Origin of the sequence: Streptomyces sp. WY228, from assembly GCF_019287315.1 — a bacterium.
In the GTDB taxonomy this organism is placed as follows: Bacteria; Actinomycetota; Actinomycetes; order Streptomycetales; family Streptomycetaceae; genus Streptomyces; species Streptomyces caviscabies.
In genome coordinates, this window is sequence record NZ_CP079114.1 from 5,188,521 (window position 1) to 5,200,690 (window position 12,170).

13 protein-coding genes are annotated in these 12,170 nt (G+C 72.7%); 4 read left to right on the forward strand and 9 right to left on the reverse strand.

What is annotated here, in order from left to right; translation table 11 throughout:
- Positions 1 to 17: 17 nt before the first annotated feature.
- The 8 genes from KV381_RS22850 to KV381_RS22885 all read right to left on the reverse strand — a co-directional run bounded on the left by KV381_RS22850 (position 18) and on the right by KV381_RS22885 (position 7,735).
- Positions 18 to 491 (reverse strand): hypothetical protein, encoded by a 474-nt coding sequence (locus tag KV381_RS22850; protein ID WP_218786093.1) that lies wholly within the window; start codon positions 489 to 491, stop codon positions 18 to 20.
- 163 nt (positions 492 to 654) lie between these two features.
- Positions 655 to 1,647 carry a CU044_5270 family protein gene (locus KV381_RS22855; protein ID WP_218786094.1) on the reverse strand — a complete coding sequence of 331 codons (993 nt, stop codon included), beginning with the start codon at positions 1,645 to 1,647 and terminating at the stop codon, positions 655 to 657.
- On the reverse strand, positions 1,635 to 2,303 hold the full coding sequence (locus KV381_RS22860; protein ID WP_218786095.1) for an RNA polymerase sigma factor: 669 nt from the start codon (positions 2,301 to 2,303) through the stop codon (positions 1,635 to 1,637). The genes KV381_RS22855 and KV381_RS22860 overlap by 13 nt, the downstream gene beginning before the upstream one ends.
- 124 nt (positions 2,304 to 2,427) lie before the next feature.
- Positions 2,428 to 4,005, reverse strand: a complete 1,578-nt coding sequence (locus KV381_RS22865) for a pitrilysin family protein (protein ID WP_103537226.1) — start codon at positions 4,003 to 4,005, stop codon at positions 2,428 to 2,430.
- A 7-nt stretch (positions 4,006 to 4,012) separates the two neighbouring features.
- Positions 4,013 to 4,960: a hypothetical protein gene (locus KV381_RS22870; RefSeq protein WP_103537225.1), complete on the reverse strand. Its 948-nt coding sequence runs from the start codon at positions 4,958 to 4,960 to the stop codon at positions 4,013 to 4,015.
- A 245-nt stretch (positions 4,961 to 5,205) separates the two neighbouring features.
- Positions 5,206 to 6,615: an SMI1/KNR4 family protein gene (locus KV381_RS22875; RefSeq protein ID WP_218786096.1), complete on the reverse strand. Its 1,410-nt coding sequence runs from the start codon at positions 6,613 to 6,615 to the stop codon at positions 5,206 to 5,208.
- 89 nt (positions 6,616 to 6,704) lie between these two features.
- Positions 6,705 to 6,896, reverse strand: a complete 192-nt coding sequence (locus KV381_RS22880; RefSeq protein WP_103537223.1) for a DUF397 domain-containing protein — start codon at positions 6,894 to 6,896, stop codon at positions 6,705 to 6,707.
- Entirely contained in the window at positions 6,893 to 7,735 is an 843-nt protein-coding gene (locus tag KV381_RS22885) for a helix-turn-helix transcriptional regulator (protein WP_032786854.1), read from the reverse strand. Before KV381_RS22885 ends, KV381_RS22880 begins: the two co-directional genes overlap by 4 nt.
- A 141-nt stretch (positions 7,736 to 7,876) precedes the next feature.
- Between KV381_RS22885 and KV381_RS22890 the strand changes: the two genes are divergently transcribed.
- Positions 7,877 to 8,296 (forward strand): ATP-binding protein, encoded by a 420-nt coding sequence (locus tag KV381_RS22890; RefSeq protein WP_030084356.1) that lies wholly within the window; start codon positions 7,877 to 7,879, stop codon positions 8,294 to 8,296.
- A gap of 343 nt (positions 8,297 to 8,639) precedes the next feature.
- Positions 8,640 to 9,557: a hypothetical protein gene (locus tag KV381_RS22895; RefSeq protein WP_218786097.1), complete on the forward strand. Its 918-nt coding sequence runs from the start codon at positions 8,640 to 8,642 to the stop codon at positions 9,555 to 9,557.
- Between the two features lie 28 nt (positions 9,558 to 9,585).
- Here KV381_RS22895 and KV381_RS22900 read toward each other — a convergent pair whose 3' ends face one another.
- Complete coding sequence (locus tag KV381_RS22900; RefSeq protein WP_030084358.1) at positions 9,586 to 10,110, reverse strand: hypothetical protein; 525 nt, start codon at positions 10,108 to 10,110, stop codon at positions 9,586 to 9,588.
- Between the two features lie 197 nt (positions 10,111 to 10,307).
- Here KV381_RS22900 and KV381_RS22905 point away from each other — a divergent pair, with 197 nt between their 5' ends.
- Entirely contained in the window at positions 10,308 to 11,678 is a 1,371-nt protein-coding gene (locus KV381_RS22905) for a BTAD domain-containing putative transcriptional regulator (protein ID WP_086778110.1), read from the forward strand.
- A gap of 136 nt (positions 11,679 to 11,814) precedes the next feature.
- Positions 11,815 to 12,165 (forward strand): YciI family protein, encoded by a 351-nt coding sequence (locus KV381_RS22910; RefSeq protein ID WP_030084361.1) that lies wholly within the window; start codon positions 11,815 to 11,817, stop codon positions 12,163 to 12,165.
- The last annotated feature ends 5 nt before the right edge of the window (positions 12,166 to 12,170 follow it).

Sequence of the window (12,170 nt, forward strand, 5' to 3'; positions counted from 1 at the left end):
GTCGGGAGATGTCCCGATCAGGCCTGGGGCCGACCGGGCACCGTAGGGTTTTCGGGCGGAGATCCGAAATTCTGTACGTTGGCGGCGAACCCGCCGCCCTTGGCCTCGACGTGCACCTCGCCGTTGACCGCGACGCCGCCGTCCCCCGCGATGGCGATGCCGCCCGAGCCGGCCGCCGCGCGATGGCTGTTGATCTCGTCCACCAGCTCCCGCAACCGTTCCGCCAGTTGCTCCTGTTCCTCCGGGGATGCCTCTTCGAGGGCGTCGGAGAACCGGGACGCCCAGGCGGAGGCCTGGTCGGCGGCGGCCGGTTCGGCCTCGGCCGCCGTGCGGTCCAGCCGCTCCAGGGTGATCCGTTCCGTGGTGTCGTTCCCGCGCCCGAGGAGCCCGGCGACCCGGGTGCGGAACGAGTCCCACAATTCGGTCCCCGCCGCCGACACGACCGCGGTTCCACCGGCGGCGGCCAGCGCCGCCAGACTTTCCGTCAACATGCGGACCCCCTCCCCGATGTGACGGGGCGTCCGTCACGTTCCTCTATCCTGCCTCCGGCGCGGCGGCGATGTCACCGGTTTCGCCCGGAACGGCCGTGGGCCCGGTGTCCGCTCCCCTGTGCCGGGCACCGGGCCCACGCCGGGCTTTGTGCGGTACGTACGGTCAGGGCTTCTGGCCCTTGGCGTCGACCACGGCCGCCCTGGTCCTCGCGAAGTCGCTCAGGATGTCGCCGCGCTTGTAGGCGATCGGCTCGGTGCCCTCGGGGCCGGTGACCTCGTGGGCCTTGGTGACGACATCGCGTTCGCCCGCGTAGCTGTAGTCCACCGGGTCGAGCAGGATCTCGCTCCGGGTGTTCGCGTCGTACGCGCGGGTCACGGCGATGACCTGGCGGCCGCTGGCGTCCCGGATCAGGTGGTCGGTCACGCCGATGCCCTTGACCGTGGCCAACGCCCGGTAGATCCGGGCCAGCGCGTCAGGTGGGAGCGGGTACGACTGCAAGAGGACGGTCAGCGCGCGGAAGCTGTGGGTGTCCTTGTCCTCCCGGGGGCCGTCGGATCCGTCGCCGGTGGGGAAGACCTTCCGCAGTTCCGCGAGGAGTGCCTCCGGGTCTTCCGGCAGACCGGCGGCGATCCGGTAGGACTCGCGGGCGGTCCGGTAGTCGGTGTCGGACTCGTCGTTCTCCGCGGCCTTGTCGTCGTACGGGATCCAGGAGTCCGGGCTGTAGGACCACGGCATCTTCTTCCGGACCTCGGCGGGCACGTCCTTCCACTGCTTCTCCTGGTCCGGGTTCTCCTCCCGGAGGTAGATCCACTGGTCCGCCCTCGGCTCCGGGGGGACCTCCTGCCGCTCCAGGAAGTCGGCGGCCTCCCCCAGGGCGGCGGCCGGGCTCGACAGGTCGAGTTCGCCCGCCACCGTCGCCGGGCCCGTCCGGCCGGGAGCCGAGGTGTCGACGATCTGCGTCACGAAGAGCGCCGCCGCGGTGATCGCCACCACCGCGCCGAGCGAGGCGATCCGCCAGTCGGCCCGCAGCCGGAGCGCGCGGCGGCTCCTGCCCTCAATGGCGTCGGTCAGCCGCTTGCGGCCGGGGGCCAGGGCGGCGCGGTCGGGTACGGGGGCGTCGGCGCGCAGCTCCCGCAGTTGGGTCATTTCGTCCATGACGGGCTCAGCTCCTGTCCGGCCGTGGCGGGCGATGCGTCGAGCGCCGAGTCGAGCGCCGACGTGAACGCGGGGTCGGTGCTCAGGGACGCGCGGACCTTGCGGCGGGCCCGGTTCAGCCGGGACCTCACCGTTCCCAGCGGTATCCGCAGCGCCTCGGCCACCTCCTGGTAGCCGAGGTCCGCCCACGCGACGAGCAGGAGGACGTGCCGGTCGCCGGGCGAGAGTGAGGCCAGCGCCCCCGCGAGGGGGGCCTGCACCGCGATCCGGTCGTCCGAGCGGTCGCTCCACGACGCGGCGACCGGATCGTGCCCGGTCCGGGCCAGCGCCTTCAGCGCCCGCACCTCGGTACGGCGGTGCTTGCCGATCAGGTTGGCCGCGATGCCGTACAGCCAGGGCCGGGCCATCCGGTGAGCCGTGTCGTAGCGGACCCGGGTACGGAACGCGATGAGGAACGTCTCCGCCGTGATGTCGTCCGCCGCGCCCTCCCCGAGGCGGCGGGCGGCGTAACGGTGGATGTCCGGGGCGTGCCGGTCGTAGAGCCCGGCGAACAGTTCGGGCTCGTCGAGCGACTGGGCGATGACGTCGGCGTCGTCCCTGCCGTCGTCTCTGCCCTCGCCCGCGGTGCCCGGGCGGGCCGGAGGTGGTCCGGTCACTGCGCCTCCAGGGTGCGTCGGTCGGTGTGTCTGTCACCCCTGTTGTCCGCAGCGGGCGGAAAGGTTCACGGGTTGCCTGTGGAGGAGTTGAGAAGGCCGGGCCGCGTCCCGGCCCCAGTCCCCCTCAGCCGCGTCCCGGGCGCAGCGAGCGCAGCATCCCCAGCGCCCGGCCCTTCAGCCCGCCGCGCCGTGCGGCCGGCTGCGGGATCTCGTCGGGGTCGCGCTCCGGCATCGGGACGACGGCGGCGGCCGGGACCGCCGCGTCGATGAGCGCCATCCGGTCCGGGGTGAGCTTGGCGTACAGCGTCGGCTCCACCTCCACCACGAACGCGTCGAAGCCGATGAGGTGCCGGGCCCCGTCCGGGAAGACGCGCATCGCGGCGCACGCGTCGTACCGCACGGAGATCCGCCCGCGGGGGGTGGACAGGGTGACGGCCTCCCGTCCGACGGCCAGGCTCACGGCGTCGCTCGCCCGGGACCGGTGCACGGTGCCCAGCGGTTCGGGGCCGAACGACGGGCCCGACCACTGGGGCGCCTCGGTGAAGCCCGCCCAGTCCACGCCCCGCCCCGGCACCTGGATGAGCGCGGAGTCGTACAGCTCGCGGGCCACGTCGCGCAGGTCCTCGACGGTGACAGCGGCCAAGTGCGCCCGGTGCTCGTCCGGCGTGAGGTTCTCGTGCCCCGTGAGCACGTTCAGTGCGTACAAGGGCAGCGCCGCCGCGCCGACGTCCGGGATCTCGTACTGCTTGACGACCTTCGCCCGGGCCGAGTCGAGTTCGGCTCGGTCGATGGTTCCGGCCCGCAGCCGGGCCAGGACGTCGATGAAGCCGCCGACCACCGCGTCCTGCTTCTGCGGCAGCGCGTCCGCGTAGGCGGTGATGGTGGCGTGGTCGGTGTCGCGCGGGTAGTAGTCGCAGTCGGCGGTGTAGGAATAACCGCCCTTCTGCCGCAGGTCCGTGAAGAGCGCCCGGCCCAGCACCTCAGCGAAGAGCCGGGCCGCCGAGGTGCGCCGCACGATGCCGTCCAGGACCACTCCGCCGCTGCCGCCCGTGAGGTAGGCGGGGGTGACGGGCAGGGCCGAGGTGGGCGCGGGCAGCGGCTGCCGCCGTCCGGCGGGCAGGGTCAGGTCCAGGCCCTCCGGCACGGTGTCGCCGGTCATCCACAGGACCGCGTTGTCCCGGGTGAACCAGGTCGCGGCCCAGTCCCGCACCGCGTCGGCCGTCAGATGCAGGGTGCCGTACTCCGGGTAGCTGACGAGGCCGTAGCCCCGTGCCCCGTAACGCCACAGCGGCAGTTGGTGGCTGGGGCCCCGGCTGCGGCCCGCCTGCTCGGTGCGCAGGATCTCCCGCTCGGTGGCGAGGCGTTCGACCGGCAGGTCCCGCAGGGAGGCGCAGACCCCGTTGAGGTAGGCGACGACCTCCTCCGGGGTGCCGGAGACCACGAAGAGGGTGTGGGTGGCGGCGGTGGACCCGTTGTAGTGCAGGTCCGAGACGCCGTGCCGGTGCAGCGCCAGGTGTTCCACGAGGTGGGTGAGGCCGGCCGTGGCCAGCGTCTCGTCGGCGGCGCCGACCCGGAAGTACAGCCCCGCGGTCACCGGGCCGCCGCCGGACGTGGGCGCCATCAGGGTCGGGATGCGGTCGACCTCGGTGCTGGTGATGAACCCGGACCCGGTGGTGGCGGGGCCGTCGGTCTGCTGCGTCATCGTCGGTTCAGCCCTTCGCCATCGCGCGTCTGCGGTGCTTGAGGAATTGCACTTCCCGGTCGCCGTAGTAGCCCCAGGGGTACTCGGTGGCCTTGTCCCCGAGCGTGCGGAAGAACGGGGCGGCCTCCCGGTAGTGACCGCCCAGACTCAGCGCACCCGCGAAGTCGTTGTGGTCGCCCACCCAGTGGAAGCCCGGCCGGTAGTCCGGGTGCCGTACGGAACGGTCGGCCGCGGCCAGGATGTCGTCGCGCACCTCCGTCGCGCGCAGGTAGTCGCTGGGCCGGTCGTCACTGTCGTCCAGCCAGCGTTCCAGGTGCGCCTGCACCACCAGCCGGCCCGCATGACTCCCGGCGGGCGCCGCGTCCAGGCACGCCCGGGCGAACCCGAACGCCTCCTCCCAGCGCCCTCCCCACTTGGGGCACAGCTGCTGGAGCAGCAGGATCTGCGCCTGGATGTGGTGCGGGTGGTGCTCGGCCAGCCGGTCGTACCGCCGCCGCGCCTCGCTCGCCCCGAGCTCAAGACCCCGGGCGGTCGTCAGCCGGTACGACCAGGCGAGGGCGTACGCGGGTTCGTCGGCGCACACGCCGATCAGCAGCTGCTCGGCCCGCCGCAGCCAGCCGTGGAACTGCTGGAACTGTTCCCGCGACACGTGCTCCGCCGTGTACCCGCTGCGGATGTCCCAGCCGACGTCGATGTAGCGGGCGGCGAGCAGGGTGCGGGCCAGCGGCGACCCGTGGGCGGCGACCTGGTGTTCCAGGAAGCGTTCGGAGGAGCTGAGGTCGGCGACGAGGCCCGCGGCCACGGCCCGTTCGTCCTCGTCCTCCAGGAAGTCGAAGTAGGCCTGCACGGTGTCCCAGTCGTTGCCGCGTACGGCGGTACGGAGGTCCACGAGGGAGGGGATCTGGCGGCAGCGGTCGAACTCCGCGCGGATCAGGTCGGGTGCGGTCGGAGACACGTCGGTCCTCGGATACGGGCTGCGGACGCGACCGGTGGGGGGCCGGGCGCGGGGAGCGCGCGGCGTGTCGACGAACGGGCAGGTGATGGCAGGGCGAGCGGGTGGGACGGGGCGGGGCGGGGCTGCGCTGGGATGGAGGGGCGGATGGTGTGATGATCGGAACGGGAGGCTAGCACCCTGGGTGCGGTGTACGCCGGGGAGTTTCGGGGGCTGCGGAACATCGGTCCCCACCCCGCTCCGCCTGCCTACGCGAGGGGCCCGAGGTTTCCTTCCAGGACGGTCTGGATGATCCGGGGCCGGTCCCAGAGAGCCAGGATCTCGTTGGCGATGGCCACGACGGGCAAGGGGTCCTGGCCGCCGTACGCCGTGATGCACGCGGCCGACAGGCTCCGGGGGACGGCGCCGGCGTCCAGGAGGACGCGCCAGTCCTGCGGGCCGAGTTGCAGGAACTCCAGGCCGGTGAGCTCGGCGATCTCCAGCGGGTCGGCGAGCGTACCCGCGTACGCGGAGAGGGCGCGCAGGCGGGGCAGCCCGGTGACCGGGGCGAGGCTGAACGGTGCGCCGTCCCACACCCCGATCGAGAGGACCTCCAGGCCGGGGTGGGCGGCTTCCCGCACGCTCTTGATGCTCGCGTGGTTGACGTGGGCCACGAGTGGTGGCTCCTCGCTGCGATGCCGGTGCCCGCGCCTCTCCCGGTCCAGGATCCAGTCGGTGAGCGAGTCGGCCAGCAACTCGGCGCCGACGTTCTCCTCGTGGCCGATCAGGATGATCTGACCGGTGTGTCCGCGAGGGCCGGGCGTCAGGTCGACCGCCAGTTGGTCTCCTCCGCCGTTCTCCGCGAAGACGATCCACCCGGGTGAGCCGACGAGGCCTTGTACCTCGGCGTCGGGCGGGGTCTCGACTGCCTTCATGGCCGCGAACTCCCAGCGGCAGTGGCGGGTCGAAACATCGGCGATGTACAGCTCGTCCACGGAGGAGAGTTCGCAGCGCACCGCGGCGAAGACGCCGTCCGCCGCCTCGTAGTCGTCGCCCCAGTCCTCCCAGCGCGCCCGGGTCACCCGGTAGAGCGCCTTGAGTTCCTCGGGCAGGCGGACGCCCAGGCGTGCCTCGGCGGCGGCGATCTCCTCCTCCGTCGCGCCGATGGCGTCGGGCAGCCGTTCCCGCAGCGTCCGCTCCAGCGACTCCGGGTCCGCCGAGGAGGCGGGCCCCGCTTCGTGCGCCGGATCGGGGAGGCGGCGCCAGGGCTCGGGAAGAGCGTCTTCGACGAGGATGAGCGCACCGGGATGAGCGGTTCCGATTCCGGGTTCCACCGCCGGGCTGCGGCTGATCAGACGAAGTACGGCCGCCCCGGCCGGGTCGATCGCCGCCGAGAACGAGACGTCGTCGACACCGGCCTCCGCCAGCGCCGCTTGCACCCGCTCCACCGCGTCGATCTCGTCCTGTATGTCCTCGGTCAGGGCAGCCCGACCGCGCGGTGGCACCGGGCGCGGGAGGGCCAGACTCCAACCGCCGTGTCCGATGCGACCTGACACAGGGACGGGATCCGCACCGGCCTTGGCCGCCTTGCCTGCCTTGGCGGCCCGCAGGAGCCGCAGCACGGGTTGCCAGGTCGCGAAATCATCTATCGATCGCCGAGGGGGTCTCTGAGTAGCCACGCCCAGACCGTACGCGCGGCGGCACGAGCGCGGGAGCGCGGGGCCGGGCCGCTGTGGGCCCGGCCCTGCTCGTCACGCGTCCCTGCGGATCAGGCCCTCGACGCGTAGGTGACGAAGTCCGCCCAGGCGGCCGGGGTGAAGTCGAGGTGCGGGCCGCCGGTGGGGAGTTGCTTGGAGTCGCGCACGTGGATGGTGGTGGGGGCGGCGGCGACCTCGACGCAGGACGGACCGTCGTTGGTGCTGTAGCTGCTCTTGAACCACGTCAGCTCGGGGGTGCTCATGTCTCTCCCAGCAGTTTCTCGATGAATTCCCGCGACAGCCGGGGCGTGAGGGCCTGCGACCGGAGCAGGTTGTAGCGCATGTCCAGGATCTGCACCTGCCTCGGATCGCTGATCAGCCCGCTGATCAGCTGAACCTCGTTGAGCCCGACGGTCTTTCCGTCCATGAGCTTAAGGACGCGGTGCGAGCCGCCCAGACCCGCGTGCTCCTCCGCCTCCGTCGGCATGACCTGGATCTCGACATGCCGCAACTGGCTCAGCTCAAGCAGGTGTTCGAGCTGTCGTCGCAGGACCATTCTGCCTCCGGTCCGCCGCCGGAGCGTCGCCTCTTCCTGGACAAAGGTCAGCAGGGGAGCGGGGCGGCGGTCGAAGACCACCTGCCGGGCCATCCGGGCGGCCACCAGGCGCTCGATGTCGTCCTCCGCGTACGCGGGCCGCCGCTGTGCGTACAGCGCGCGGGCGTACTCCTCGGTCTGGAGCAGCCCGTCGATCACGCCGTTGGCGTACGACCCGATCTCGATCGCCTCCGCCTCCAGCTTCGCCAGGTCGCGGACCTTCCTCGGATACCGCGCCTCCTCCACGTCCTTCTTCATCGCCGAGACCTTGCCGTTCGCCCCGACGGCCGCGTCCGTCTTGTCCAGGAACTCCGGCTTGGGAATGCGCTTCCCGCCCTCGACCTTGAAGACGAGGTTCTCGCTGTATCCGATGATCGAGCCCAGCTCGGCGGCGCGTAATCCGGCTTCCTCGCGCCACAGCTTGATCTGCCGGCCCACGGCCGCGATGACCGCGCCGGAGTCGTCCTCCAGGCCGAACTCCCGGTCCTCTTCGGTTCCGTCGATCATCTGCCGTCCCGCCTTCATCCCGTGCGCCCGCGCGGCGGGCACCGTACGTACGGGGACAGGCCTGTACACACCCAGGACAGTGACGGTCCGTACCCGTGTCAGTACTTCTCAGCGTAGATACGCGCGGCCACGCTGAGTGACGTGAACCGAAAAATCACCCAACCGCGTGCCCGCACCGGACAGTTCGCCGTCCAGCTCTCCGCCACCCGCCGGGGCGCCCGGCTCGCCCGCCTCCTCGCCACCGAGCAACTGCGTTCCTGGGGGCTCCCGCTGGAGGACGCGAGCCTCGTCATCGGCGAGCTGGCCACCAACGCGGCGCTCCACGGTTACGTCCCCGGGCGGGACTTCCGCATCCTGCTCAGCGTGTACGGCGACGTGCTGCGGATCGAGGTCGCCGACACGCGGGGTGACCGCCTCCCGGAGAAGCGGGATGCGGATGCCGCATCCGACGGCGGGCGCGGGCTGTTGCTCGTCGAGGCGTTGTCGGTGCGGTGGGGCACGGAGCACGGGCCGTTCCCGCGCAAGACGGTCTGGGCGGAGGTGGCGCTCACCGGGTCGTGACAGCCGCGATCCGGTGGGGCGGGAGGGGCCGCCGGGAGCGTGGGTCACCGCGACGCGGTCCACCGCGACGCGGTGACCCGCGACGTAAAAGCTTTTGAGTACCTGTCTTTGATCACTGGGGAAATAACCCGACCCAACCCTCTGGTCCGACCTCTGCGGGTCCGGTCGGCTTCGGCGAGGGGCGTCGTCACTCGCATGGGTGAAGTGTGCCAACCGGGCTGGATTTATGACCTGTTGGCAGGCATATGCTCACGCTGACCACCACACCAGACATGAGACGGCCCCCGGCCGGGACTGGCATCCCGACCGAAGGCCTGACCAACGAGGAAGCGGAGACTTCCCGATGGATACCCAGCAGGTTAGCGCGCCCCTGCGCGCCCCGTCCGCCGGTGTCGTACACATCAACATCCGGCTCACCGACGGCTACACGATCATCTCCAACAGGCTCTCCCAGCACCGGGGCATGTCCCTGCTGGCGATCGGCCTCGGCACCCACATCCAGTCGCTGCCCGCCGGACGTCGTGTCGGCGTCAAGGCGCTGGCCGCGGTCTTCCCGGAGAGCGAGGTCCGTATCGCCGCCGCGTTACGGGAGTTGGAGCGGCACGGGTTCCTGCGCCGGACCCGGGAGCGCGGCTGCGGCGGCCGATTCGCCACGCGTACGGAGTCGTACAACCACCCGGAGGCGGCGGCCCGGGGCGCGGTGAGGGCGGTGCCCACGCCCTCTCCGGAGCCGCAGGCAGAGCCGGAGGTCGCTCCCGTGCCCGTGCCCGTAACGGAAGCCGTGCCCGCGCCCGTGTCTGAGCCCGCGCCCGCGCCCCGTCTCGTGCCGCCGCCCACCGCGCCCAAGCCGCCGCCCCGGCCGCTGCCCGTCCCGTGCGAGCCCAGCGCCGCGTTGTCCGCCGAGGCCGCGCGGCTGCTCGCCGAACTGCACCTCGGCGCGCCCCTCTTCGGCCTCTCCGGGGCGGACGTGGAGCGGCTCACCCCCGGCGTCGCCGCCTGGCTGGAGCGCGGGATGCGGCCGGAGGCCGTACGGGCGGCGCTCACCGACGATCCGCCCGTACCCCTCCGGCACCCGGCGAAGCTGCTGCGGCACCGGCTCATCGCGCTCCTCCCGCCGCCCCGGCCCGCCGCCGTGCCCGTCGTCCCGCTCCAGACCTGCGACGACTGCGACCGTGCCTTCCGGTCGGCCGCGCCGGGGTGCTGCGGGGGGTGCCGCGAGATCCGTGCGTACGGCGGCGGGCCGTCCCTGCTCAGTGCGTGAGGTCAACGGTCCGCCGCCCCGCGCCCGTTCAGTCGATCTGCGCGCAGACGTCGGTCTTGGACAGCACCGCGCCGGTCACCGTCTTGACGCGGTCCGCGCTCCAGTGGAGCTTGTAGGCGCCGTCGACCAGCCACATGCCCCGGGGCAGATTGCCCTCGCCCACGCCGAGGAGCACCGGGCCGAGGATGTGCCAGCGCTGGGCCCCGTCGGCGTACTCGTCGATCAGGGCGACACCGCTGGAGTCGGCGTCGTAATAGGCCCCGGTCTCCTTGTTCGTCACCCGGACCACGAGGTCGCCCTTGTAGAAGCTGCGCGTCACGCCCTCGGGCGCGGGCAGTTCGCGGCGGACGACCTCGTCCACGATGGGCTCGCCGTGGATGGGGAAGGCGCACCGCTCTCCCGCCGGTACGTCCCACGGGGCCGAAGGAGCCGGTTCCCAGCCGGATCCCTGCGGAGCGGCCTTGGCCGGGGCCGCCGCCGCCACAGGGGCCGTGCCGAGCGCCACCACGGCCAGGCAGGCCGCGCCGAGAGCGCCGAGAACGATGCTGCGCATGTGAACTCTCCATAGGTCGGGATCGGGTGATCGGGTGATCGGGTGATCGCGTGTTGCTCGTGGTGCTGTTCGTGCTGTTCGCCGAAGGATGCTCCGGGGGGCTCACCAAAGACTCACCACGACGGACCCGCCACGACACAGGCGCAGATGTAGGCAAGGTCTGGCCTTGCGGGCGGCGGCAGTTGGATGCTTTGCCGATGGAATTCCAGTTGCTCGGACCCTTCGCCGCGCGGCACGGGGGGCGCCCCGTACTCGCGGGGCTGCGCCGCCAGGAGCGGTGCCTGCTGGCCGTCCTCCTCCTGGAGGCGGGCCGGACCGTCCCGACCGGCCGGCTCATCGACCTGCTCTGGAACGGCGAGGCCCCGGCCGGGGCCCGTTCCACCGTGCACACGTACATCGGCAGGCTGCGCGCCTCCCTCGGGCCCGACGGCGTCCACCTGGAGACCCGCAACGACGGCTACTTACTCCGTGCCGACGACCATGTGATCGACACCCGGGCCTTCGAGGACGGGGTACGGGAGGCCGCGGCCGCCGTGGACGACGAGGAGCGGGTGCTCCGCTACGACCGGGCGCTGGCGCTGTGGCGCGGCGAACTCCTCGCCGACGTCGCGGCCGACGCCCTGCGCGACCGGATCGGCCGGCGGCTCGCCGCGCTGCGGCTCTCGGCGGCGGAGGAACGCGCCCGGCTCCTGCTCTCGCTCGGGCAGCACGAGCGCGTCGCCGCCGAACTGCCCCCGCTCGCCGAGGAGCACCCCGAGCGCGAACGCCTCGTCGCGGACAGCATGGTCGCCCTGCACCGCGGCGGCCGGTCGGCGGAGGCGCTCCAGCTCTACCGGGCCACGCGCAGCGCCCTGCGGTCCGCCTTCGACGCCGAGCCCGGCGAGGAGCTGCGCACCCTGTACGAACGGGTCCGCCGCGACGACCCGGCCCTGCGGCAGGCCGCCACGCCCACGTACGCCGTCCGGGTGCGGGGCGAGTGGCTGCCCTGGAACACCAGCGGCGATCCGGCCCTGGAGTTCTGCAACACCTACGCCGGGTGGGGCGGCGAACGGCGGGCCGGTTCGGAGTGGCTCTGCGGCTACCGCACGCTCGTGGTCTGGGCCGGGCACCTGGACCTCGTCGACGAACGTACGGTCGTCCGGCTGCTGCGCACCGCGGAGGAGCGGCCCGAGGAGGCCGGTGCCGTACTGGCGGCGGCACGGGGGTTCCGGAGCGCGCTGTACGGGTGCCTCACGGAGGAGCCGGGCGCGGGCGGCGGCGGGGCCTTCGGGCGGGCCGCCGAGGTGATCCAGGAGGCCATGTGCCATGCCGCCTTCGTCCGGGGCGAGGACGGCCTCGGGCGCTGGAGACCCCATCCGGAGTCCGGGCTCCGGCTTCCGCTGCACGCCGTGGCCCAGCGCGCCGCGGACCTGCTCGCCCATCCGCGCCGCCTCACCGTCCGGGTCTGCCCGGGGAAGGACTGCGGGTGGCTCTTCCTCGACGCGGGCGGCCGGCGCCGCTGGTGCAGCATGGGCGTCTGCGGGCGGGCCGAGCCGGTGGGGGAGAGCCGGCGGGTGCCGTCGTGCTGAGGCCCGTGGAACCTTCCTGCTCAGGGTCCGCGAAAAAAGATGTCGGCGGCGTGTCGATCGGCGCCGGTCCCGTTCGTCGTCATCGTGTAGGGCGACCCGCACGGCGGGCGCGACACACAGGCGACAGGAGCCGATCATGAAGTACATGCTGCTGATCCACAGCGGGGCCGTCGACGAGCAGGGCGGTGCGCCCGAGTGCACCGTCGAGGACTGGATGGCCTACGACAAGGCCGTACGCGACGCCGGGATCCACGTCTCCGGGGAGTCGCTGGCCGATCTGGTGACCGCGACCACCGTGCGGGTCTCGCCGACGGGGGAGCGGACCGTGACGGACGGGCCGTTCGCCGAGACCCGGGAGCTGCTGGGCGGGTTCCTCGTGATCGACGTGCCCGACCTGGACGCCGCCCTCGACTGGGCCGCCCGCTGTCCGGGCTCGCGCGACGGCGGCTCGGTCGTCGTCCGGCCGGTCGCGGACTTCGGGGCCTGAGAACC

What these genes read in the sequence shown, in the direction of transcription:
- KV381_RS22880 (WP_103537223.1), bottom strand. Translation starts at nt 6,896, where the DNA reads ATGAGCACCCCCGAGCTGACGTGGTTCAAGAGCAGCTACAGCACCAAC.
- KV381_RS22850 (WP_218786093.1), bottom strand. Translation starts at nt 491, where the DNA reads ATGTTGACGGAAAGTCTGGCGGCGCTGGCCGCCGCCGGTGGAACCGCG.
- KV381_RS22895 (WP_218786097.1), top strand. Translation starts at nt 8,640, where the DNA reads ATGGATACCCAGCAGGTTAGCGCGCCCCTGCGCGCCCCGTCCGCCGGT.
- KV381_RS22900 (WP_030084358.1), bottom strand. Translation starts at nt 10,110, where the DNA reads ATGCGCAGCATCGTTCTCGGCGCTCTCGGCGCGGCCTGCCTGGCCGTG.
- KV381_RS22905 (WP_086778110.1), top strand. Translation starts at nt 10,308, where the DNA reads ATGGAATTCCAGTTGCTCGGACCCTTCGCCGCGCGGCACGGGGGGCGC.
- KV381_RS22885 (WP_032786854.1), bottom strand. Translation starts at nt 7,735, where the DNA reads ATGATCGACGGAACCGAAGAGGACCGGGAGTTCGGCCTGGAGGACGAC.
- KV381_RS22910 (WP_030084361.1), top strand. Translation starts at nt 11,815, where the DNA reads ATGAAGTACATGCTGCTGATCCACAGCGGGGCCGTCGACGAGCAGGGC.
- KV381_RS22855 (WP_218786094.1), bottom strand. Translation starts at nt 1,647, where the DNA reads ATGGACGAAATGACCCAACTGCGGGAGCTGCGCGCCGACGCCCCCGTA.
- KV381_RS22865 (WP_103537226.1), bottom strand. Translation starts at nt 4,005, where the DNA reads ATGACGCAGCAGACCGACGGCCCCGCCACCACCGGGTCCGGGTTCATC.